Origin of the sequence: Clostridium sp. D5, assembly GCF_000190355.1 — a bacterium.
Taxonomy (GTDB): Bacteria; Bacillota; Clostridia; order Lachnospirales; family Lachnospiraceae; genus Faecalicatena; species Faecalicatena fissicatena_A.
In genome coordinates this window covers 281,831-304,847 of the sequence record NZ_GL870809.1, presented here as the reverse complement: position 1 = coordinate 304,847, position 23,017 = coordinate 281,831, and the positions used below count along the sequence as shown (strand labels likewise).

Below are 23,017 nucleotides of genomic sequence, written 5' to 3'. Positions count from 1 at the left end.
TATTCTTCAAATCTTAAACATTAAAGATAAAAACTCTCTAAAATTCTTTCTTATTGTTTATTTATTTCTCACAATTAGTTATATATATATTGCATTCTGACAAATTATGATAGTCAGGGATTAGGCGCCGTTGAATTATGCATATTACGTAAAAGAATTTTTATTTAAGTATTTAGACTCACTCTTCATATACTCTTAATTATCTAACATATCATTGTGCTGATTATTAAATGCATGTCAATTTATTCATTATTTCCAAACCAATAATAACAATTATTTTGAGGTGAAATGAAGCGAGTTGGCAGTTAGCATTCTATTTAGTTTTGTTAAAATTATCATTTTTACGAGAGAGTTTACGCGTCAGTTATCACATATTTTATACGGCATTATTTTCTCTAAAAAAAGAAGTATAAAAATAGAATTGAGCTAATTGGTCAAAGCCTGCCTACGGATATTTAGTAAATTCTGTTACAGGCTTTTATCGTTCTTATACATGCCCTACACTAAGTCTTAAAATATTGTCATTAGCTTTAAGGTTTATGGTGGTGCTAAAAGTTTGAAGATAAGCTTTAATGAAAAATACGTGAACTAAACACCTGAAATTTGAAGGGCCGATTTTATGGACTGAAAAATAGAATAAGCTCTTGTTATTGAATGACTGGAAAAAGCCAACCAGTCGATATCCGGACCGTTTTTCTGTTCTGTAGATAAGGTGTTATTTGAACGTGAAAATAAAATGTATAGGTTTCAGAATTTTATTTTAAAAATCGCTCTCCAAAATTGACGAAGCATTATAGATATAAGAAATTGTGCAAAGGATTAAGAAAGGTGTACATACAATGGGACAGATTAAAGTTACAAAAGCTCCGATCGAAGGCTTGTATGTGATTGAGCCGACTGTTCATCGTGACAGTCGGGGATATTTTATTGAAACATACAACCAGAATGATATGCATGAGGCTGGACTAGATCTTGTATTTGTTCAGGATAACCAGTCTATGAGCACAAAGGGCGTTCTCCGTGGACTGCATTTTCAAAATCAGTACCCCCAGGGGAAACTTGTTCGTGTGATCCAAGGTTCAGTTTATGATGTAGCGGTTGACGTACGCAAGAACTCTAAAACTTATGGTCAGTGGTTTGGATTGGAACTTTCCGAAGAAAATAATAAGCAGTTTTATATCAGTGAGGGATTTGCACATGGGTTCCTTGTTATGTCTGATGTAGCAAGGTTTTGCTTTAAAGTTACAGATTTTTGGCATCCGGACAATGAAATTGGTATTCCATGGGATGACTCTGCAATTGGAGTTGAGTGGCCTTTGAAAAAAGGACAAGAGCCGATTATCTCTGAAAAGGACAAACATTATCCAGGATTTGCAACATTGAATAAATAAGAGGAATTGTATGAACGTACTATATACATGTGATAACAATTATATATGGCTGATGGGAATATCCGCGATCTCCCTGTTTGAAAACAATAAGCACATTTCGAACTTGACAGTGTACCTCCTTGGCGAGCACGTTTCTGATGAAAGCAAAAAAATACTGAGAGAAATTGGTATTAAGTATAAACGGGATATTGTTGTTATTGATATCCCTTCACTTGATATTCCAGAGAGATTAGTTTCTGCAAGATGGCCCGTTAGTGCTTTTACGCGTCTTTTTTCCGGGCAATTGCTGCCGGCAGATATGCACAAAGTACTTTATTTAGACTGTGACACTATTATAAGAGGAGACATTCAGCCACTTAATCATATTGATTTAAGTTTATCTATATGCGGTGGAGTAAAAGATTGTATCGGCAAGACATATAAGGAAAATATCGGATTAGAGGGGGATGACCTCTATATTAACGCTGGCGTAGTTCTTTTAAACTTGAACGAACTCAGAAAAATTGATATCAAAACGACCATTGATACATATATGAATCAATATCTAAAATTAATCAATTATGCTGATCAAGATATTGTAAATGGGATTTTTGCTGGAAGAATGGCGGTATTGAAGCCACAGTATAATGTAATGACAATAACGGCTGTCCATGGTTATGATGAGATTATGCGTTTAAGGAAACCTACAAATTATTACACCATGACAGAAATTGAGGCTGCTGTCTCTGAACCAGTGATAATCCATTACACTACAAATATGAATGTTGTCAGGCCGTGGTTTAAGAATACGGATCACCCATTGGAAGATGAATTTAGAAAGTATATGGATATGAGCCCATGGAAGGATAAGCAGTTAGATCATATGCGTTTTAATTCCAAGGCAAATAAGGCAATCAACCTTATAGAACGGATGCCGAAAAATATGGCCAACAGTATTTTAGGACTAATTCATTCAGAACTCAAACCTTTATACATAAGAGTGAAGGCAACAAAATCATTAATTGCAAAGAGGATATAAGAAATGAATATTTTAGTTACAGGTGGTACAGGGTTTATAGGCGAGAATTTCATTCCTCGGTTACTGGAAAAGGGGCATAAAGTCAGATTGCTTGTTCGAGATCTAGAAAAAGGCCAACGACTGTTTCGGGATAAGTGCGAATACTTTACAGGAGACATCACAAATAGGCAAAGTCTTACTGGATGTTGTGATGGGATAGATGTTGTTTTCCACATGGTAGCAAAGGTCGGAAATCAACTTCCAAATGAAGAAACTTTAAAATTATTTAGAGAAATCAATGTCAGTGGAACTAAAAATATTGTGGACGAAAGCTGTAAAGCTAATGTATCACGCTTTATTTTTGTAAGTTCTATTGCAGCCATGGGAATAGTAAAAGATACGTATATAGATGAGAAGAGTATGTGCTGTCCGTATCTTCCATATCAGGTCACAAAATATGAAGCTGAGCAATTAGTTAATGAGTGTGTTAAGGCAGGATTCCCTGGGATTATTGTGCGGCCTACAAAGGTGTATGGTGTGGGGGAACACGAATTCTCTTATTTGACATTGGCAAAACTGTGTAAAAAGGGGATATTTCTGAAAGTCGGAAGGGGCCATAACTATACTTCAAACATCTATATAACAGATTTTGTGCAAGCTTTAGTAAAGTTGGTAGACAAGGGGGACATAGGTGAGACATATATTCTTACTTCAGATGAATCTATTGATTTTGTAGAGTCAGGAAAAATAATTGCGGATGTATTGAATAAGAGAATCATAGTCATACCAATACCGGTTAGGCTAATGATATGTGTTGCAACTGTAGAAGAGCGCTTTTTTAATTTCATACATAAGACTCCTATTGTAACCAGAAAGAATATTGAAGCCACTATAACAGATCGGGTATATGACATTAGCAAGGCTAAATATGAGATTGGATATGAACCGAAGGTACCAATGAAAAAAGGAATCCAGCAAGTTATTAGGTGGTATATGTCTGAAAAAATGCTATGATTTCATACGCTAGTAAGAAATGTTGGTAGTGTAAAATAGACTATGAAAATACTAACATCCCCAAATAACCCCATCGGAACTAGTGGTTCTGATGATTAAAAACGTGGAAGTTGAGTACAACCGATTGAGCGCAAAACAAGAACTCAATGGGTAATGGAGACTAATTTGTACACGTACACCATAACTGATAAGAAGTAATACAATTAAATTGAAAACGAATAGGGAGATGCTTGTATGATAGTTAGTAAAGGTAGAATAGAATGGATCGACTATGCAAAAGCTATTGGGATTTTTTGCATCGTTTTAGGACACACAATGAAAGGTTCTCTCATATGGCAGTTTGTATTTACTTTTCAGGTTCCTCTGTTTTTCTTCTTGGCTGGCGTTACATTTAATAGTAAGTTAGACTATAAAGCATTCTTGTTAAAAAAAACAAAAACGATTTTGATTCCATATTGGACAGTTATGGCAATCAGTATAATAGTTTTCTACTTTATGGGCTCTTTTGCAGCGGAACGGCTCGGGGAAGAAATAGAAAGTTTCTCGTGGATTAAATATTTATGTGGTTCATTGTACGGAAATAGTAAAAGTGGATATATGCGTGCTAATCTTCCTCTCTGGTTTCTTCCATGCTTATTTGTTGTCGAAAATTTATTGTATGGAATTAATAAATTAATGGATAAGATCGTGGTAAAGTACTGGATAAAACTTAGCAGTTTAATGCTGGTAAGTCTAAGTATATCATTTGTTAATTATTACTTTACTCGAATAGAGGGGTTGCCATTCGCAATGGAAACGGCAGTCAGTGTACTTCCATATGCTATTCTTGGATATGGATTTAAAAAGTTTAACATCCCCCGTTTTTCAAAGATGAAGATTGCTATCTATCCGACAGTACTCATGATGATTTGTTTAGTTATGGGGTGCTTCATAAACACCGCTACAGATTGTCGCAGTGATATTTATGGGAATCTTTTTATTTATGTAATTGCTGCGGTTTGCGGTATATTCGGGATATGTTTGTTATGTAGAAATATCCCATCGAATAGATACCTATCATATATTGGACAGAATACTATGATTGTGTTGTTGCTACATAAATTTCCAGTTTTGTTTTTTCAAGTGCTTTTTAAACCTACAGTGAATTTGGTTTCCAGAAATCAACCGATTGCTTGTATTATTGTTGCGTTGCTTTCTATGTTGATGTGTTTGATAGCAGGAGAAGTATTAGACCGTGTTTGTCCTTGGATAGTTGGGAAGAACAGATTTAAGAAAGAAATAAAGTAAAGAAGGAGAAAGTATGAAAGCAGTCATTTTAGCAGGAGGGTATGGCACTCGTATTTCGGAAGAATCTGCATTCAAGCCGAAACCTATGATTGAGATTGGAGGTATGCCGATTCTTTGGCATATTATGAAAGAGTTCTCTCATTATGGTGTCAATGAGTTTGTCGTTTGCGCTGGATACAAGCAGCATGTAATCAAGGAATGGTTTGCTGACTATTTTTTGCATACATCAGATATAACCTTTGATTTTACGAAAGGCAATGAGATGGTTGTACACAACAAGCATGCTGAACCATGGAAGGTTACTGTGGTCGACACAGGATTAAATACGATGACTGGTGGACGGATTAAGCGTGTACACGAATATATCGGCAATGAAACTTTCATGATGACTTATGGCGATGCTGTTGGAGATATTAACATTCCAGAACTGCTCCGTTATCATCAATCACATAATCAAATTGGTACGATTTCTGTTTATAATTTTGGGCAGAATAAAGGCGTTCTTGATGTTGGGAAAGATGGTTTTGTAAATGCATTTAGGGAAAAGTCAGATCTAGACGGTGATCTTATCAATATTGGGTTTATGGTTTTTGAACCCGAGATATTTGACTACATCGAAGGTGATGGAACAGTATTTGAACAGCAACCTCTTAATGCTTTAGTAGCAGAACATCAACTGAAGTATTACACACACAAGGGGTTTTGGCAGTGTATGGATACGCTACGTGAAAAGCAGCAGCTCGAAAAACTATGGGATAGTGGAAAAGCACCCTGGAAATCATGGGAGGACTGAGAAGTGTTTGATTTGTCTTTTTATCAGGGGAAAAAAGTATTTGTAACTGGTCATACAGGCTTTAAGGGGGCATGGCTTAGCAAAATGCTGGCGAATATTGGTGCAGAAGTAACGGGGTACTCTCTCAATCCTCCTACAACTCCGTCTCTTTTTGATGTGGCGGGTATTGCTGAGGATGTTCAATCTGTGATTGGTGACATTCGAGATTATGCGACAATGAAAGCGGCCTTTGATAAAGCGCAGCCGGAAATTGTTTTGCATCTTGCTGCGCAGCCCATTGTTCGTGAAAGCTATAAGAACCCAGTTTACACCTATGAGACCAATGTAATGGGTACAGTTAATATTTTGGAATGCGTTCGCAACAGCAGTTGCGTCAAATCCTTCTTGAATGTGACTACTGACAAGGTATATCTGAACAAGGAATGGGCGTGGGGGTATCGCGAGAACGAGGAATTAGATGGCTATGATCCTTATTCTAATTCCAAGTCTTGCTCAGAACTTGTGACCCACAGTTATAAGAATAGCTTCTTCGATGATGGCCGCGTGGCTATTTCCACGGCAAGGGCAGGCAATGTTATCGGTGGCGGAGATTTTGCGAATGATCGTATCATTCCAGACTGTGTCCGTGCTGCAATGAAGCACGAGGATATCATTGTGCGCAATCCTTTTTCTACCCGCCCCTATCAACATGTGTTGGAGCCACTATATGCTTACTTGATGATTGCAGCGAAGCAGTATGTGGATGGAAAGTATGCGGGTTACTATAATGTGGGGCCAGACGATATAGACTGTTTCCAGACGGGTACACTTGTTGATCTGTTTGTAAGTAAGTGGGGAGAAGGCCTAAAGTGGATCAATCTATATGACGGCGGACCTCACGAAGCAAACTTCCTAAAACTCGACTGTGCTAAGCTGAAATCCACTTTTGATTGGAAACCACGTTGGAATTTAGATACGGGCATCGAGATGGTGGTAGATTGGACGAAGTGCTGGAAAGAGCAAAGAGATATTCGAGCTTGTATGAATAAACAAATCCAGTACTTTTTGAACAGTTGAATAGCAACCAAAGATAGGGGGAAATGAAACATAATATGAATATATGTTTAAGTAGCAATGAGAAATTTGCTGAATTATGTACGATTGCTATGCTTTCGGTTGCTATGCATACTCAGCCAAGTATAGATTTGCGATTTTACGTAATAGATAATGACATTTTGCCAGAAACAAAGAAGAAAATGCAGGAATCCTTGCGTCCGTACAGTGTGACACTGACTTTTTTAAATGGGATTGATGTTGAGAAATTGATCGGAAGTAAGATTGACACTGGGGCATGGACGTTGAGCACATTACAAAGACTTTTTATTTGCGGCTTGTTTCCAGAAACTGTTGACCGTGTACTATATTTAGATTGCGATATTTTAGTGCGTAACTCCTTGGAAGAATTATACAATGTACCTCTTGATGGCTATTATGGTGCAGGTGTAAGTGACTGTACAAGTAACATTGTACGGCACAACATCGGTTTAACAGACGATGCAGACTACATCAATGGTGGAGTTTTGTTAATTAACCTAGAAGAGTGGCGTAACAATACAGTAGAAAAACAATTCGTTCGATTTTTCAAAGAGCATTTGGGTCATTTACAATATTTTGATCAGGATATCATCAACGGTGTTTTGTCGGGAAAAGTAAAAATGCTTCATCCCAAATATAATGTTATGACTGCTATGTACAACTATTCGTGGAATGAAATAAAGTTTTATCATGATTGTACCGTTTATCATACTGAAGAACAGTATGAAGAGGCGGTGCAAACCCCTGTAATTGTACACTTTTCCACAGATGCTCTTTCTGTGCGTCCATGGTATGAAAACGGCGGACATCCATTCAGAAATGAATGGATGGAGGTTCGTGGGAGCACAGTTTGGGCAAAAGAGTCATTATGGAAAAATAACGAAGCCCTGATGAAAAAATTGAAACGAAATATATTTTGTTTGTTGCCAAAAGATATAGCATTACGGATTGCAAGGGTATTACACAGAAAGCATAGTTTGAAATTTAAGGAATAGGAGGTGCGTTGACAATGCGGTTTAATGTAAAAATACGAATAAACCTCCGAAATCAGTTTGCAGCGTTCCTTGTTTTTTACATTATTATTAGTTCCTATTCAGTATACATGACTGTTTATACGCAGATTGGAACCCCCATTCAACTGGGCCTGTGTATTCTTGGGATAAGTATTTTTCTCCTAAATTATGCATATAGGCCACTTAGAAGTAGACATTTTTTTATTCCTGTTGCAGTTTTTATTTTGATGACAGCAGTACGACTTTTCAGCGGAATGGCTCTTTTTAACAGTATAATGGTAAGCGCACGATTTGTTGCAACGTTTATGATTGTTTCGGTTTTAATTGACTGGGAAGTTGACATTCTTCATCTGTTATGTGAAGTGATATTTTTTTTAGCCGCTATTATGCTCATTTCCTATATCGTTTTTGATCTAATAGCACCGAATGCTGGACTAGTCGCTTATTATGATGACATTGTGCGAGCGGATGGAACAAAATCATATGCGTTATACCATATTCATTATGGATTTTATGCTCGTTGGGCAACTACAGCACCTTTATTTGGCTGGTCTTTTCCACGGTTCAGTGGGTTCTGCTGGGAACCAGGGCAGTATATGATTTATTTGAACTATACACTATTTTATCTGTTATTCATGGAAAAAAAGCTAAAAATTAGCAGGTTAGTTATTGTTGGAATTAGCCTATTTTTAACTTGTTCTGCAACAGGGTGGATTATTGCAGTTCTCCTTGTATTCTTATGGAATCTTAATCGAAGAAAGTCAATTGGAAAATACATAATGTTTGTGGTTTGCTTGCTTGGTGGCGCTGCTGGGATTGCGTTAATTATTATGGAAAAGGCGGAGACTTCGATTGCATCATTTGAGGGACGTACAGGGGATTTAAAATTGATAGGTGATCTATTATTAAGGAATTCATTATTCGGTACAACAGAAACCGTGAGGGATATGACAAATAGCTTTATTCGTGTTATGTGGTATTACGGCTACATTGGTGTGATTTTGCTCGTGATTTTGTGCTTATTATATTATAAAAATAAGTGTCTGTTTCCAAATCGAACAATAAAAATTGCTTTTGCAGTTTGGTTAATTCTATCACTGGTCAATGAACCGCTCGAGGTCGCCAATATAACCAGTTTTATTATCAGTCTAATCATTTTAACAACAGAAATTCAAAAAACAGTTTCTGAAAAGTTGGAGGCCTCTATTTATGGTAAAAAATACACACGCTTTACGAGAAGAAAACTATGATTTACTCCGTGGAATATGCTGCATTTTCGTGATTATAATGCATACAGCTGCATTATATACTGATTATGAGTTTCGTCATGAAGGAATGCCTTGGTATTATTATTCCTTTCCAGATTTTCTTCAGATGATGACAAGAGCCGCGATTCCTTGTTTTGTGATGCTTAGTGGTGCTTTTTTGTTGGAAAGCAAAATTACGATGGATTACGGAGCATTTTACAAAAAGTCAATAAGGAAATTGGGTGGTCATCTGCTAATATTCTCTCTTATAGCTGTGATGTGGCGTTTAGTAGGTGGTGAGGGACTGTATACAATTTTAACATCCTCATTGAGTGGAAGACCATTAGGACATATGTGGTATATGTTCATGTTGCTAGGGTTGTATGCAGTGGCACCTATTTTACTTCGTTTACGGTTAGATATTGGAGATAAACATTTCACTAATCTTAGTATTTTCTTGTTAATTACGGGGTGTATCATTCATTTTACATGTAATCTGTTCTGGATATTACAGTTTTCAGAATATCTTGGCTTTTTTACTATTGGATATTGTATAAGAAATAATTTCTCAAATATAACACATAATAAACGAAATATCTGCTATTTTATCAGTGTAACTTGCTTTATCTTTACTTTTGTATTGAATGAGTGTAATCATTATTTTTGGAACACAGAAATTGTATTTCGACAGCCTAATTTTCCTACGGTAATTATTGGTTCGATTGCTCTTTTTATTGCCATAACAGGAACAAAAGTGAAGCATGTATTTAAGATTATCAAGCTTATTAGTGATACATCTTTGGTAATCTACCTTGTGCACCCTTTTATTTATGGTTCAATTGATTATGTTTTTCGCGCAACATTAGGATCTCAAATAAACCCATTGTGGTATGTACCAATTTTGACGATTATATGCATTGTAGGATCGATGATTTTTGTTGCAATATATTTGTCATTGTATAAAAAATGTGTGAGTTTTATCGAAAGCAAAGTATATTTGAATACTAGTTACTAAAAGGGGGGACTTAACGTTGAGCAATACAAAAAATGATATACTTTTGACCATTGCAATTCCAACTTATCGTCGTCCCAAATTTCTTGTACAAGCAATTCAAAGCGCGTTAGGACAGAACATGGCTGGATTTTCTTACGAAGTAATTGTCGTAAATAATGATTCGGATAGCGATATGTCAACACTTCGATCCATGTTTTCCGATGACACTAGGGTGCAATTCTTTACAAATGAAAAAAATATTGGAATGATTGGAAATGTCAATCGTTGCCTCCAATACGCAAAAGGTGAATACATTGCCTACTTACATGATGATGATTTGCTACTTCCCAATTATATTCAGGAAATCTCGCCTATAATTGAGGAAAAGAAATATGCCTGTGTTATTCCTGAACGTTACTTGCTATTTGAACGGGAAGACATAGACGAACGATTCGAGGTTGAGGAACGAAGGAAAAAGAAGGAAGTGATTCGCTCCTTGATTGTTCCACAGTATTTTACAAAAGAAACTCTTACTGAGCTACATGTAGAGGATAACGTTTTTGCATGGCAGAATTGCTATTGTGCACCAACCTGTGGTGTTCTATTTCGGAAACAGGCATTGCTGGATGCAGGACTTTTTTTCCCTGAAGGAACATATTCCTGGGATTTCTACTCATTTTTGGCTCTTAATAAACGGGAAAGCATTTACATTTTACATAAGCCAATTTCTATATATCGTATGACATCCGGTGCAACGCTTAGAGCAGAAGTACAGTATGATTTTTACAAGTCTTTTGAAGATTTGATAGAAATGTTTCCGGAAGGGACTGCGGTGCATAGCTTTATTAAGAAGTATCGGAAAGAAATAAAGTATTTGAATTACTGTTCGTTAAATCCGGCAGGAAAAGAATATCTTCTTTGTCGTACTCCAAATATTGAGACATCTTTACAGTCAAAATGGAAATATAGGATTTTGATGTTACGTAGAATATGGTATTACTCAGTAAAACATTTAGAAGTTGAGCGAGTGCTAGACCGCAAAGGAGTTGAAATGCTTCAAAGTATGCAGGTCTTAAGGAAAGGCGATTGAAATGGAGAAGATATTAATTACTGGCGCTAATGGCTTTATTGGAACAGAATTGATTCGTCAATTGAGCGAAAGAGGCAAGGAAATATACGCCGTAATCAAGGATGTGAACGAGGATGTTTCTGCATTGCAAGTGTGCGCGAATGTTAAAATCATATACTGTGATTTGGAAGAAATATATAAACTAAAAGATATTGTTGGAAAAATGAATTTTGATTGTTGCTTCCATCTTGCTTGGATCGGTTCATATGGGGACGCTAGAGGAGACTACGTGCTACAACTTAAAAATGTGCAATATGCCTGTGATGTTGTTAAAGTTATGAATCAGATCGGCTGTAGGCGTTTTGTAGGAGCAGGTACGCTTGCTGAGTTAGATGTACAGAATTACGCACCGACAGATGGTGCAACTCCGAACTTAGTTAGTGATTATGGTACTGCAAAATTAACCGCACACTATATGACGAAAGCAATGTGTTCTAAGTATGGCATTGAGCATGTTTGGGTTCGGCTTTCTAATACTTATGGCATTGGAAATCGGACAGGGAATTTTGTCAATTATGCAGCGAGAATAATGCTTGAAGGAAAACCAGCCAATTTTACGATAGCAACACAGATCTACGATTTTGTTTATGTAACCGATACGATCCGTGCAATTATTGCAGCGTCAGAAAAGGGAAAAAGCAATTGCTGCTATTATTTGGGTAGTAATGCTGAGCGACCGTTAAGAGAATACATTTATATGATACGGGATGCTATTGATCCAACCATTGAATTACACCTTGGCGCAATACCGTTTAACGGTATCTGTCTTCAGGCTGAAGAGTTTAGCGGAAAAAAATTGTTTGAAGATACTGGATTTGTTGCAGAAATAGATTTTAAAGATGGAATCAAAAAAACTGTTGAATGGCTGAAAGAACAGGAGTGAAAAACTACAATGGTACAAAAATTTGAATTTAAGGAATTAGATTTAGAAGGAGCATATTTGATCCACCCCTTCAAGGCGACAGATATTCGGGGTGAATTTATTAAAGATTATTCACTAAGTCTCTTTAATGATAATGGTATAACACATAATCTGAAGGAAGTTTTTTATACTGTTTCTCATAAAGGTGTAATTCGTGCTTTACATTTCCAACGAGTTAAAGAGCAGGCAAAATTGGTTCGATGCATTTCAGGACGTATATATGATGTCATAGTCGATCTTAGACCAGAATCCAAGACATTTATGCAATGGAGAGGATTTAATCTTACTGGTGAAAATTGCTGGGAGCTTCTGATTCCACAGCATTTTGCACATGGCTATTTGGTTTTAGAGGATTCCATTGTTTCTTACAAGTGTGCTGAGGCTTTTTATTGGGAATATGATGACGGGATTATGTGGAACGATCCGGATATTGCCGTAGATTGGCCCATTCAGGAAATTGGTGGAAACGAGAATTTGATTCTTGCGGATAAAGATAAAGTTTTGCAAAGCTTTAAGGAATTTTCCGAAACTATTGCAGATAAAATTCGCTAGCTTTGAGAGGAAAATAAATGCTAAAGTTAATAGAATGAGTCGATATATGTAAGTTAATCTTTATTGCCTGCTTTGTTTATATTGCTAATATACATAATTAATCAATTTTATCCACGGATACTTGTAAGAAAACAACATAGGAGAAAAACTTAATGCGAATAGCTCTTATTACATACCACAGAGCGCTTAATTACGGTGCTGTTTTGCAGGCTTTTGCATTACAAAGGACGGTGCAGTCACTAAGCGGTAAAAAGGAGAATTGTAAAATACTGGATTATCAATGTAAAGCAATTGAAGATATGTCCGTTTTGCTCCATATAGATAGGCGATTTCTGAAGGATATGATAAAATTTCTTCCCAACTATCACCTGATGAAGAGAAAAACAGAAAAATTTCGTGCATTTATCGCTCAGCGCCTTGAAGTTCAGCCTTTAAAAAACAATGATTTGTATTCTGTTGAAAATCTGTTTGACCGTTTTGTAGCAGGATCAGATCAATTGTGGAATTATGAAGTATGTGGGGATGATGATGCCTATTTCCTGGATTTCGTCTCCGATAATGCCAAAAAATATAGTTACGCAGTTAGCCTTGGTAAAATAACAGCCTTTGAAAAGCATAAGGATCGCTTGAAGAAACATTTAGCTGGCTATTCTGTATTGTCGTTGCGGGAAGACTTCTGTGCTGACAGGCTAGAACAATTGGGGTTAGAGACTCGTATTGATATCGATCCAACATTACTACTTACTGCTGAGCAGTGGAATAAAGAGATCCCTTCAGTGAATAGAAACGGTGATTACATTTTACTATACTGTGTTGCACCACCTAAATCTCTTATACAGGTGGCAAAGAATTTAAAAGAAAGGACGGGGCTATCTGTATTGTATTTAACAGATTTGGTTTCGGCAAGACTTCAGCGAGAGTTTACCCCTGTATTTGGTCAAGGACCAGAAGATTTCGTGTCGTTGATCCGACATGCTCAGTATGTACTTACTACGTCTTTTCATGGTACGGTGTTCTCCATTCTGTTTCATAAACATTTTTTTGCTGAAGTTGAGAATTTAACAGGTTCTAACGAGCGTATTAAGCAGCTCTTAAAAATAACCGGGTTGGAGCAGTGTGGAAATGAAGAAATTCTCCGTCAAGGGAATGTAATCAGTTTGGAGCAATGGAACGCCTCTGATGAGCGTATCGCTTTTATGAGGAAAAACTCTAACGGTTATTTACGTGTAGTGATAGGAGAATGTGACAATGAGTCAGAGAGTGACTAAACTTATTGATAGATTGAAATGCATGAATAAGCCAGCAAAGGCCTCGATTATATTTACTCTGTGTAGTTTCTTACAAAAGGGAATGGCATTTTGTATGGTTCCAATTTACACACGAATCATGAGCGCAGAGAACTATGGCTATTATTCTACTTTTCTATCGTGGATGCAGATTATTGCTGTCTTTGCAACATTGAATTTATCTTATCATGTATATACTAACGGTATCATGAAATATGAAACTGATCGGGATGGATATACGACATCCATGCTTGGTCTGAGCAGCCTTATAACAATTCTTCTGTTCTGCATATATCTTCTTAGAAAAGAGCAATGGAATGAATTGCTGAATTTACCAACGGTATTTGTAGCATTAATGTTTGCCGAAATTCTGCTTCAACCATCATTTGAGTATTGGAGTTCGTATCAGCGATTCCAATTCAAATATAAAGCTTTGGCTATTTTAACAGTTGGCATTGTCTTTGCTATACCGGTTGTGACCATACCTGCTGTTCTGTTAGTACCGGAATCACAGAAGGGATTAATGGCAATCATTGGGAAAGTCGGAGTGACAATTGCAGCATATATGATTCCACTGTGTATTATTCTACAGAAAAGAAAACCGTTATTTAACAAAGAATATTGGAAGTTTGCACTAAAGTTTAATATACCGTTGGTGCCACATTTTTTATCAGCAATTATATTGCAGCAAAGTGACCGCATAATGATTAGTAACTTATGTGGTAACACGCAGGTAGCGATGTATAGTGTTGCATTTTCAATATCTACAATAATGAATATAGTAAATACTTCAATCATGAACTCTATGATACCGTGGACGTATCAAAGTATGAAAAAAAAGAATTATACTTCTATCAGATCGGTTGCAAACAGCTTGGCTATCTTGGTTGCGGTATTGAATTTAGCTGTTATTTTTATAGCACCCGATATTATGTTGCTTCTTGCACCTGGTGAATATGCAGATGGTGTCTATGTGCTTGCCCCCCTAGTTGCCAGTGTGTACTTTATGTTTATACTAAATTTGTATGTGAATGTAGAATATTATTTTGCAAAAGTGAATTATGTTGCTATGGGAACGGTCTTTGCCGCAGTATGTAATATTATTTTGAATGCTGTATTCATTTCTAAATTTGGGTTTGTGGCAGCAGGATATACTACGCTATTTTCATATATTTTATACACTGCAGGGCACTTCTTTTTTAGCCGGTTGGTGATAAAACAGAAAGTGGGAGATCATACAAATTTATATAATGATAAATTGATATTTGGCATTGGAGCGATATTAATTGTATGTACATGCTTATGCTCAACATTATATGAATTTGAATTCCTGAGATACGCTATGCTCGCAGTTATTTTGCTGATCATCTTTTTTAAGAGAAAATTTGTTATAGAGAAACTCAAACTAATTCGAACGAAATAAGGGATTTGCGAAAGAGCAATAGCTGTCATGAGGGTATTGCGAAAAGGAGCGTAATATATGAATATAAAACTTTTTTTTAGACTATCTAGCTATAAACTAAATTTGAAGGATTATAAGATAGCTGTTCAAGAAGATGCTTATGCTCTTTCTACTTTCCGTGGTGGAATGGGTATACTGACCAAAAAAGAAAAACGTTTGGTGGAATATAAAATCATAAAATTATACAGAATATATCAAGTGAATAATGGAACTTTGTGGGGAAGACTATTCTTTCGCATATGCAAACATTATCTGGACCACTATGGTGTAGAAATTTACTATACACCAAATATTGGAAAAGGATTTGTAATTGGACATTGGGGAAGAATAGTTGTTTCTGGAAATGCAAAGTTCGGAGATCAATTGATGTTAACACATGGTGTGACAATTGGGAGGGATATTCGTGGGAAACGCCAGGGAGATCCAGTACTTGGAAATCGGGTCTGCATTCGTGCAAATTCCACTGTTACTGGAAATATTACAATCGGAGATGATGTCCTTATCGCTCCAAATACTTTTGTGAATTTTGATGTGCCCAGTCATTCAGTAGTAGTTGGGAATCCAGCTGTAATCCATTCGAAAGAAAATGCCTCCAAGGGGCATGTAGGAGAGTTGAAAAATGCAACAATATGAAACAAGAGCGTATGCATGCTATAATAAAGATGCTGCAATTCGTTTTCAAAGCACTTCTGGTGGTTTGTTTTATTCGGTTGCGTCGTATGTGATTGAGGAACTACATGGCGTAGTTTTTGGAGCGACTTTTGACGATGAATATTCTGTTTGCCATCAAATGATAGTAACCGTTACAGAACTAGGTTCACTTTGCGGCTCTAAATATCCGCAAAGTGATTTGAAGAATACATTTATAGAGATTAGGAAAAAGCTACTGAATGGAACAACAGTTTTGTTCGTTGGAACTCCTTGCCAAATAGGAGGTCTTCTTGCGTATTTAGGAAATAAACCCGATAATCTGTTGTGTTTGGATTTTGTATGTCATGGTGTGGCATCACCAAGTGTATGGAATGGCTATTTAGATCTATTCACACAGAGACAAAAAATCAATATAATTCGCTTCAAGGACAAGTCAAGAGGCTGGAAACACTGGTATACCAAAATTGAATACTGTGATGGTGGCGGCATTTATCAGCGCGGGAGTTTGAATCCATTCATGCGCTCATATCTAGATTGTGTGAATATGAGACCCTCATGTTTTCATTGTAAATTTAAGGGTTTGAAACGTTCCAGCGATTTTACTGTGGCTGATTGTTGGGGAGTCGGAGAGCAGAATAAGCATCTGAATGATGACAGGGGGTTGTCCGCGCTATTAGTACATACGGAAAAGGCGCAAGAAATTTTTAAAATTATTTCATCACAGATTGTGTATGAGGAGTACTCACCGGAGATATTAATGGCTGGAAATATGGCGACATTCATATCATCAATACCAGGAACTCAAAGGTCTGCATTTTACCAAACATGTCAGAACGAAACTCATGGAGAGGCACTGCGGAAATTTTACATGCCTTCCTTGAAGAGCTATATTTCCTATTATATTAAGCGCTTTCTTGGAAAAGAAAAATAAACAAGCAAATTTTTGCGGCATTGTAAATAAGTGATATCAAGTACGGCGCTAGTGTCCTGCATTATATCTTACGTAGAAAGGAGAATATATGGAAAAGATTTGTCTACATAATGGGATGTTACTCCCACCCATAGGATATGGAACATTCCCGTCTAAAGAGAAGCTAATACAAAATATTCCTGTAGCACATCAAGTTGGCTACGAGCTGATAGACACCTCTGATGATTATGGCAACGCAGAATATATTGGCAGGGTAAAGAAATGTGATGAAAACATCAGTAAACTTACTATATCTACTAAAATAAGTGATGTATCTCATCTTTGGAATTTCAGGAATGATTTTGTAAAACAAAAGAAATTACTGGGTGTTCCACAAAATCAACCTATGGATTTGTTGCTGTTACATTTTCCCTACCCACATTTATATCTGGATGCGTGGAAAGAACTGGAGAAGCTGTATGAGGAGGGGCTATGCAAAGCAATTGGTGTCTGTAATTTTGAGATTCATCATCTTGAAAAGCTTTTAAAATATGCCAAAATAAAGCCCATGGTTAATCAGTTTGAACTGCATCCATTGTTCCGGCAAAAGGAATTGTGCGAATATTGTGAACGACACAATATTGCTATCATGAGTTACTCTCCTGTGGCAAGAATGGACAAGAGACTGATTAATGATGAAATTATCATGCGAATTGCTGAAAAATATCAAAAGTCTGTGGTGCAAGTAATATTGCGCTGGGATATCCAGCATCGATACATTCCTATTCCCGCGGCTTCCAAAAAGGAACATATCCAAAGTAATATAGATGTTTTTGATTTTTCTTTGACGAATGAGGAAATGCAGCAGTTGGATTCTCTTGATTGTGGAATGCGAATTCGTTTTTCTCCGAGTACTATGTGGAGCACAACAAAAAAAATTAAAAACCTAATCCGACATTTACAATATAAATTTAAGATATATTAAGGAGATTGGATGGGATACTTAAAACACAAAGATGATTAGTAAATAGTGTGCGTTAGATTAAGGAAGGTGAACGGTAATTTGAATAAGTCAGTCCCACAACTGTACACAGCAAAGGGCGATTGCTGTGGTTGTACAGCTTGTTATTGCATTTGCCCCGTAAATGCAATAGATATGAAACCAGATGAAGAAGGTTTCCTTTATCCGATTGTTAATGATATAAAATGCGTTTGTTGTTATAGATGCCTTTCAGTTTGTCCACTTAAAGTAATGGAAAACGAGAACGAGTAAAGTACAGATAGCAATTGCCTAGCAACGTAGAAGTTCACAATCAGTTCCGAATTGCTTACAACGCCTTCCGGAACGGGGTGCTCAGCTGTCCGGCGACTATGCACCCTCATTTTGAGCAGGTGTGCTGGTGCTACAGTGTATCCATGCCTGCTGCTGATGTATATTCCACTTAGGGTAAGCCATCTGCACGGAAGATATTGCAACGTATAGAAGCTCCATACCAGAGGCAATAAAGAAGAAAAAAGAACTTCAAAAGTACGATCACTTATCAAGAAGCAGAGTATTTCACTTGCGGTGGATAAATGCAGAATTTACATCCGCATACAATAATCTATCTGCCTCTGAAAAGAAATCCGAAAAAATACTATAAGCTTGAAATGGAATTTTGTGCGCCTACAGGACGTTTTTTATGTAGTCTGTAACGCACTTTTTAGGTATACGGTAAATCACTAGTACCGTGCTAGTTTTTTAAATCTATGAGATAATAACTTCATAAAACTACAAGTTTTTTGAAGGAGTTTTTGTCTATGGATAAAATAACGCATCAGGTCCGTGCTGAGCACTGGACTAAAATTCTGAATGAATGTATCAACAGTGGAATGCCTAAAACTGCATGGTGCCGAGCTAATGGGATCTCAGAAAAGCAGTTTTTCTACTGGCAGAGAATCCTGCGTAGGGAAGCCTTTGAAAGTTCCAGAAACTCGGAACTTCCTGCAACTGTCCAGCTGGAAGCACAGCCAGTGGCTCAGAAAACGGTCACATTTACGGAGATCAATCTTCCGTCTGCTCCACAGAATACCGTTCCGGTTTTCCGGCCGGATCTCGTGATCCGTAAAGGTGATCTGATTCTGGAACTTTTGAATTCCGTTTCGCAAGAACTGCTTTCAAGGATCGAAGGGATCCTGCATGCTGAATGATGCAGCCGGATTCCGGAAGGTTTATATTGCAGCCGGGTTATCCTCACGATATTTTTATTCTCATCTTTTCTGATAACAGCTATTTTTTTGTCTGAGTTTCAAAAAGATGAGGATAACATTTTCATCTTAATCCGCAGTTTCGTGCCATTTCTGCTTCATCATCAGGCCACAATGACTTCTCGTCTGTTGACATGTTTCCAGATTCCATTGCTTTGCGCATCATTTCCACGGAAGGAACCGCATAAATACGGGTTGTCTCCGTTGAGGAATGTCCAAGTATCCTAGAGATAAGCTCCAGTTCAGTTCCATCCTGATACAGGTTTGTTGCACGGGTCCGGCGAACCATATGCGGATAACAGTGTTCCGGAAGATTGGGATGTTCAGGCCGTATCTTAGATGCATATTTTTTTATGATACGTTCCACATTTCCTACAGACATCCTATCTTTCCGACCTTTTATGACTGTATATATCAGTGGTGAGTCAGGCACCCTCGTTGGATAATAAGCCTTTAGATAATTCCTTATGTGGCCGGCAGTTGTGTCCGTGATAGCAACAATCCTTTCCTTATCACCTTTTCCGTATATTCTAAGATAAGGTATCTCAGCATCCAGATTTACAGAAGAGACATCAAGTGATAACAGTTCGGAAACCCGGACGGCAGAATCATAAAGTAAAATAAGGATCATCTGATCCCTCCGCCCAATCTTTGTATCCGGAGGAGCTGAGAGCAATGCCTTAAGATCATCCTTAAATATCATTTCTCTTGTCAGTTTTGGCACTTTGAGAAAGGGAACGTGTGAAGCCGTGAGTGCTACTGACTGTAAAGAAATATCACCATCCGCAACATACCAGAGGTATGCCCGGATTGCTGCCAGCCTGTTATTGCAGGTAGTTTCGGCATTCCCATTTTTATTCAGGAACTCCATGTAGGACAACAAAAAATCATGTGTACAATCTTCGAATCCGAATGACCGTATCGACAGATGCAGGGTGTCTGTTACATATCGTCTGAAAACTGTCAGTGCATCCCGGTAAGTTTCCACCGTATTCCTGCTTTTTAGTGCCTGCTCCGGCAGGTAATGTTCAAGGAATTCAAGGGTCTTCGAAAAAAACAGCTTCTTCTGGGGCTTTTTTCTACTCATAAGCGTTCACCTCCGGAATCACAAGTTTTCCGGTCTTATCTTTGTCCCTGATTATACGGAACGCTTCGGCAACCTGATGATAGTAATAGAATGTTTCATCCGGGCTTTGATGTCCTACATACCTGCTAAGGAAGGGAAGCATTTCCTTTAACGGAATACCTTCTTCCATCCACAGGTTCATTCTTTTTACTACAAAAGTGTGCCTGAGGTAGTGTACTGTCGGAGCTTTGTCGCAGCATTCTGCATACGGTGTTAAAGCCCAGAATTCACGGAACTTTTTATCGATTGTTCCATAACTCAGGCACCTGTCTGTCTCCCTTGCAGGGAAAACCCAATCTGACAGACAGTGATATTTATCATACAGGACCTTTTCATATGTCTGTAACAGCTCCGTAAGGTCTTCAGCCATATATATCAGGCGATCCTTATGACCTTTGGACTGCAGGATACGGATTGTTCCCTGCTTAAAATCCACATCCTTCCAGCGCAGTTTCCTGGCTTCTGAAATGCGCAGACCACAACAATAGATAAGCCTAAAGATCACTTTATACTCGGTAGCCAGCCGATAAAATCCTGCTATGCTGATTGTTGGAACATAACCGTTAACTTCTTCGAAGAATGCTTTTATTTCAGCATCTGACAGGATATGTACCACCTTTTTTTCTGCTTTGTAAAAGTTAGATGGAATGTAAGCTTCTATACCCAGCGGAGCCATGAACAATGCAAACTGCCGTATTACGGATGTCCTGGCAGAGCACGTGGCAAGAGCTTCACCCTCACGTAAAGTTCCCCATTTCTTTACAAGCTCTCTGTTTAGACATAGCTCTGTAACGGATTCCTCTATACAGAAAGCGTCAAAGTGTTTCAGTTTCCATTCTTCGCTTTCATATAGAAAACCAGCAGCCCGTTTTTCTTGTATAAACTTTTCAATGTACGGTGCGAAACAGCTTTGGAACTGATATCCACTGATCTTCATGCCAGACCTCCTTCCATGAGGATCCCGGCACTGTCCAGGGATAATCCACATTTTCTGCTTCTCTCGACATCCAGAAGCAGATATTTCATGACGCTTGTAGGATCACGATGTCCAAGGGTATCCATGACATCATCAATCCCTGCATGGTTCCGTAAAAGATTTGTGGCGAAAGTCCTGCGGGTTACATGAAAACCACCGCTCTTTACATCTTTTCTCTCAGGCAGGATACGGTAAAGTGCCTTTGTACATACCTTACCTGTAAGTTTTCCGTATGGAGCTTTTGACCTGACAAAAATATATTCAGTACTGGCCTTTGGCCTGCCGGATGTTATATAGGAATATATAGCATTGCCTGCTCCAACAGGCATCGGAAGGGTGATCTGCATTTTTGTTTTCTTCATGACAATTGAAATGTGACGATTTTTCCAGTCAATATCCTGAAAACGGAGTGCCAGGATATCACATGCCCTCAGCCCCGTCCTCAGTCCGAGTAAAACTATGGCAATGTCACGAAGCTCTATAGGTTCATTGTGTTCTGTGCGAAATGCATGGATTCTCTGTAACTGCTCGTCAGACAGCACATCAATGATCTTATCCTGTGGGGCAGTCCCTGACATCAGGCATGCATCCAGACCGTGGTTATCTGTATATCCCTTTTCATCAAGATAACGCAGAAACGCCCTTACAATCACAAAGCAGCCAGCTCGTCCATGAAAAGTTGTATGCTCATCATGGCTCGAAAACTCTTTTATAACTGTAGGTGAGAGCTGGTTGAAGCTTTCAAAACCATGGTCGACCAGAAATCTGCAGAAACGCGTGCAGGAACAACGGTAACTTTTTATTGTACCAGCATCCCGAAATTCACGCCTTTTCTGGTCAAGAAGTCCTGATATCGCCTCTTTGCACCATGATGGAAGTTCATCGAACACTACCGGATTATATCTGTACTTCCCATCCGGATGTATATCACCTGATAGGGTATAATCTTCATAAAATTTCAGAACTCGTCGCCAGTGGAGCCATGAATGTCCTATTGTTCTACTGATCTCTGCAAACCAGATCCACATGATATCCTGATGAAATCCGAAAAAATGCATATCCAGGAACAGGTACAATGCGGTCAGGGCGTGCCTGGCAAGTTTCAGGGTTGTACCAACATATCCATGAGATTCCAAAAGTTCAATAAAAGGTGTGACTGACTTATAGAACTCATCCGCCGACATGGTTACATCCGTTATCTTATCCAGGACCATCCGGTTCTGATCTGAGAACCCGGATACTTCCCCGATATGAGGATATATCTGGCAGTTGAAAACAAAGCTATAGTTCATAGGGCAAAGTCCTTTTTCACCATAAAACCTGATCATACGTGCAGTGTTATTCAGTATCATGGCCTTTGTATCATCACAACAGTACATTTTTGTTCCTATCAGTTTTATGGCTGCGTCATAAATGACATCAGTAATGTCATGAACCCCCATATCATCCAGAAAAAGCAATCCTTCTGAACAGTAAATGCGGATTAATTGTAATGTCCGGACTGTATAGCGGCTGCTACAATCATCAAGATACACATCAAGGTCTTTTCTCCATAATGTAGGCAACTTGTCATAGTTTGACCGATTAAGATAAAGCCTGCGGTCAGAAATGATCCCTGTGGAGTCCATTTCTTCTAACTGATATGCATACTGCAGCCATACAGCACATCTTTGCCGGTGTAATTCATTTTTGATATAAGCAAGCCAGCTTTCACGGATAGCATCTGAATACCCCTCATTCCTTTGCTCCATAAAAAGTCGAAGGGATTCATAACAATCTCTATGTGATTGTTGGCTGCTGAAACACACCCCCTTTTCTTTAAGCAGCACCATTACTTTGTCTACAGTTTCATTGTAATTCATGAAATCACATCCTTTCGGTTTTATTGTGATTTCATTATTACATATATTTTTTATCCTCATATTTTTCTTGAAAACAGTCTAAAA

At 37.9% G+C, this 23,017-nt stretch carries 22 protein-coding genes; 19 read left to right on the top strand and 3 right to left on the bottom strand.

Translation table 11 applies throughout. The features are described 5' to 3' along the window. Positions 1 to 839 precede the first annotated feature (839 nt). The 19 genes from rfbC (HMPREF0240_RS01275) to HMPREF0240_RS01190 all read left to right on the top strand — a co-directional run bounded on the left by rfbC (HMPREF0240_RS01275) (position 840) and on the right by HMPREF0240_RS01190 (position 18,912). Positions 840 to 1,391 carry a dTDP-4-dehydrorhamnose 3,5-epimerase gene (gene rfbC, locus HMPREF0240_RS01275; protein WP_035312215.1) on the top strand — a complete coding sequence of 184 codons (552 nt, stop codon included), beginning with the start codon at positions 840 to 842 and terminating at the stop codon, positions 1,389 to 1,391. A 10-nt stretch (positions 1,392 to 1,401) separates the two neighbouring features. After that, positions 1,402 to 2,409, top strand: a complete 1,008-nt coding sequence (locus HMPREF0240_RS01270; protein WP_009001646.1) for a glycosyltransferase family 8 protein — start codon at positions 1,402 to 1,404, stop codon at positions 2,407 to 2,409. 3 nt (positions 2,410 to 2,412) lie between these two features. Further along, a complete protein-coding gene (locus HMPREF0240_RS01265) occupies positions 2,413 to 3,402 on the top strand; it encodes an NAD-dependent epimerase/dehydratase family protein (RefSeq protein ID WP_009001645.1) in 990 nt (329 codons plus the stop codon). Positions 3,403 to 3,636: 234 nt separating this feature from the next. Then, positions 3,637 to 4,689 carry an acyltransferase family protein gene (locus HMPREF0240_RS01260; RefSeq protein ID WP_009001644.1) on the top strand — a complete coding sequence of 351 codons (1,053 nt, stop codon included), beginning with the start codon at positions 3,637 to 3,639 and terminating at the stop codon, positions 4,687 to 4,689. Between the two features lie 13 nt (positions 4,690 to 4,702). Beyond that, positions 4,703 to 5,482: a glucose-1-phosphate cytidylyltransferase gene (gene rfbF, locus HMPREF0240_RS01255; RefSeq protein ID WP_009001643.1), complete on the top strand. Its 780-nt coding sequence runs from the start codon at positions 4,703 to 4,705 to the stop codon at positions 5,480 to 5,482. A gap of 3 nt (positions 5,483 to 5,485) precedes the next feature. After that, positions 5,486 to 6,538, top strand: coding sequence for a CDP-glucose 4,6-dehydratase (rfbG, locus tag HMPREF0240_RS01250; protein ID WP_009001642.1), 1,053 nt, complete (start codon positions 5,486 to 5,488; stop codon positions 6,536 to 6,538). Positions 6,539 to 6,561: 23 nt separating this feature from the next. Continuing rightward, positions 6,562 to 7,551, top strand: coding sequence for a glycosyltransferase family 8 protein (locus tag HMPREF0240_RS01245; RefSeq protein WP_009001641.1), 990 nt, complete (start codon positions 6,562 to 6,564; stop codon positions 7,549 to 7,551). A 242-nt stretch (positions 7,552 to 7,793) separates the two neighbouring features. Beyond that, entirely contained in the window at positions 7,794 to 8,819 is a 1,026-nt protein-coding gene (locus HMPREF0240_RS01240) for a hypothetical protein (protein WP_198137758.1), read from the top strand. Further along, entirely contained in the window at positions 8,779 to 9,831 is a 1,053-nt protein-coding gene (locus HMPREF0240_RS01235) for an acyltransferase (RefSeq protein ID WP_009001639.1), read from the top strand. The genes HMPREF0240_RS01240 and HMPREF0240_RS01235 overlap by 41 nt, the downstream gene beginning before the upstream one ends. A 16-nt stretch (positions 9,832 to 9,847) precedes the next feature. Continuing rightward, a complete protein-coding gene (locus HMPREF0240_RS01230) occupies positions 9,848 to 10,900 on the top strand; it encodes a glycosyltransferase family 2 protein (RefSeq protein WP_035312213.1) in 1,053 nt (350 codons plus the stop codon). 1 nt (position 10,901) lies between these two features. Further along, entirely contained in the window at positions 10,902 to 11,822 is a 921-nt protein-coding gene (locus tag HMPREF0240_RS01225; protein WP_009001637.1) for an NAD(P)-dependent oxidoreductase, read from the top strand. A gap of 9 nt (positions 11,823 to 11,831) precedes the next feature. After that, positions 11,832 to 12,413 (top strand): dTDP-4-dehydrorhamnose 3,5-epimerase, encoded by a 582-nt coding sequence (gene rfbC / locus HMPREF0240_RS01220; RefSeq protein WP_009001636.1) that lies wholly within the window; start codon positions 11,832 to 11,834, stop codon positions 12,411 to 12,413. Positions 12,414 to 12,565: 152 nt separating this feature from the next. Further along, entirely contained in the window at positions 12,566 to 13,681 is a 1,116-nt protein-coding gene (locus HMPREF0240_RS01215; protein ID WP_009001635.1) for a polysaccharide pyruvyl transferase family protein, read from the top strand. After that, positions 13,662 to 15,122, top strand: a complete 1,461-nt coding sequence (locus tag HMPREF0240_RS01210; RefSeq protein WP_009001634.1) for an oligosaccharide flippase family protein — start codon at positions 13,662 to 13,664, stop codon at positions 15,120 to 15,122. The genes HMPREF0240_RS01215 and HMPREF0240_RS01210 overlap by 20 nt, the downstream gene beginning before the upstream one ends. A 57-nt stretch (positions 15,123 to 15,179) precedes the next feature. Beyond that, positions 15,180 to 15,794: a serine acetyltransferase gene (locus HMPREF0240_RS01205; protein ID WP_009001633.1), complete on the top strand. Its 615-nt coding sequence runs from the start codon at positions 15,180 to 15,182 to the stop codon at positions 15,792 to 15,794. Next, a complete protein-coding gene (locus tag HMPREF0240_RS01200; RefSeq protein WP_009001632.1) occupies positions 15,781 to 16,743 on the top strand; it encodes a Coenzyme F420 hydrogenase/dehydrogenase, beta subunit C-terminal domain in 963 nt (320 codons plus the stop codon). Before HMPREF0240_RS01205 ends, HMPREF0240_RS01200 begins: the two co-directional genes overlap by 14 nt. 88 nt (positions 16,744 to 16,831) lie before the next feature. Further along, positions 16,832 to 17,707 (top strand): aldo/keto reductase, encoded by an 876-nt coding sequence (locus tag HMPREF0240_RS01195; protein ID WP_050794464.1) that lies wholly within the window; start codon positions 16,832 to 16,834, stop codon positions 17,705 to 17,707. 45 nt (positions 17,708 to 17,752) lie between these two features. Then, a complete protein-coding gene (locus HMPREF0240_RS25265) occupies positions 17,753 to 17,995 on the top strand; it encodes a 4Fe-4S dicluster domain-containing protein (protein WP_347462540.1) in 243 nt (80 codons plus the stop codon). 527 nt (positions 17,996 to 18,522) lie between these two features. Beyond that, complete coding sequence (locus HMPREF0240_RS01190; RefSeq protein WP_009001629.1) at positions 18,523 to 18,912, top strand: hypothetical protein; 390 nt, start codon at positions 18,523 to 18,525, stop codon at positions 18,910 to 18,912. Positions 18,913 to 19,033: 121 nt separating this feature from the next. On the opposite strand, the gene HMPREF0240_RS01185 is transcribed toward HMPREF0240_RS01190, so the two are convergent. Genes HMPREF0240_RS01185 through HMPREF0240_RS01175 form a run of 3 tightly spaced genes read right to left on the bottom strand, consistent with a single transcriptional unit; the run spans position 19,034 to position 22,933 of the window. Then, complete coding sequence (locus HMPREF0240_RS01185; protein ID WP_009001628.1) at positions 19,034 to 20,056, bottom strand: tyrosine-type recombinase/integrase; 1,023 nt, start codon at positions 20,054 to 20,056, stop codon at positions 19,034 to 19,036. Beyond that, positions 20,049 to 21,032, bottom strand: coding sequence for a tyrosine-type recombinase/integrase (locus HMPREF0240_RS01180; RefSeq protein WP_009001627.1), 984 nt, complete (start codon positions 21,030 to 21,032; stop codon positions 20,049 to 20,051). The genes HMPREF0240_RS01185 and HMPREF0240_RS01180 overlap by 8 nt, the downstream gene beginning before the upstream one ends. Then, positions 21,029 to 22,933, bottom strand: a complete 1,905-nt coding sequence (locus tag HMPREF0240_RS01175) for a tyrosine-type recombinase/integrase (protein ID WP_035312210.1) — start codon at positions 22,931 to 22,933, stop codon at positions 21,029 to 21,031. The genes HMPREF0240_RS01180 and HMPREF0240_RS01175 overlap by 4 nt, the downstream gene beginning before the upstream one ends. Positions 22,934 to 23,017: the final 84 nt, after the last annotated feature.

Coding starts and splice junctions, on each gene's coding strand:
- rfbC (WP_035312215.1), top strand. CDS start 840: ATGGGACAGATTAAAGTTACAAAAGCTCCGATCGAAGGCTTGTATGTG.
- HMPREF0240_RS01270 (WP_009001646.1), top strand. CDS start 1,402: ATGAACGTACTATATACATGTGATAACAATTATATATGGCTGATGGGA.
- HMPREF0240_RS01265 (WP_009001645.1), top strand. CDS start 2,413: ATGAATATTTTAGTTACAGGTGGTACAGGGTTTATAGGCGAGAATTTC.
- HMPREF0240_RS01260 (WP_009001644.1), top strand. CDS start 3,637: ATGATAGTTAGTAAAGGTAGAATAGAATGGATCGACTATGCAAAAGCT.
- rfbF (WP_009001643.1), top strand. CDS start 4,703: ATGAAAGCAGTCATTTTAGCAGGAGGGTATGGCACTCGTATTTCGGAA.
- HMPREF0240_RS01245 (WP_009001641.1), top strand. CDS start 6,562: ATGAAACATAATATGAATATATGTTTAAGTAGCAATGAGAAATTTGCT.
- HMPREF0240_RS01235 (WP_009001639.1), top strand. CDS start 8,779: ATGGTAAAAAATACACACGCTTTACGAGAAGAAAACTATGATTTACTC.
- HMPREF0240_RS01225 (WP_009001637.1), top strand. CDS start 10,902: ATGGAGAAGATATTAATTACTGGCGCTAATGGCTTTATTGGAACAGAA.
- rfbC (WP_009001636.1), top strand. CDS start 11,832: ATGGTACAAAAATTTGAATTTAAGGAATTAGATTTAGAAGGAGCATAT.
- HMPREF0240_RS01215 (WP_009001635.1), top strand. CDS start 12,566: ATGCGAATAGCTCTTATTACATACCACAGAGCGCTTAATTACGGTGCT.
- HMPREF0240_RS01210 (WP_009001634.1), top strand. CDS start 13,662: ATGAGTCAGAGAGTGACTAAACTTATTGATAGATTGAAATGCATGAAT.
- HMPREF0240_RS01205 (WP_009001633.1), top strand. CDS start 15,180: ATGAATATAAAACTTTTTTTTAGACTATCTAGCTATAAACTAAATTTG.
- HMPREF0240_RS01200 (WP_009001632.1), top strand. CDS start 15,781: ATGCAACAATATGAAACAAGAGCGTATGCATGCTATAATAAAGATGCT.
- HMPREF0240_RS01195 (WP_050794464.1), top strand. CDS start 16,832: ATGGAAAAGATTTGTCTACATAATGGGATGTTACTCCCACCCATAGGA.
- HMPREF0240_RS01190 (WP_009001629.1), top strand. CDS start 18,523: ATGGATAAAATAACGCATCAGGTCCGTGCTGAGCACTGGACTAAAATT.
- HMPREF0240_RS01185 (WP_009001628.1), bottom strand. CDS start 20,056: ATGAGTAGAAAAAAGCCCCAGAAGAAGCTGTTTTTTTCGAAGACCCTT.
- HMPREF0240_RS01180 (WP_009001627.1), bottom strand. CDS start 21,032: ATGAAGATCAGTGGATATCAGTTCCAAAGCTGTTTCGCACCGTACATT.
- HMPREF0240_RS01175 (WP_035312210.1), bottom strand. CDS start 22,933: ATGAATTACAATGAAACTGTAGACAAAGTAATGGTGCTGCTTAAAGAA.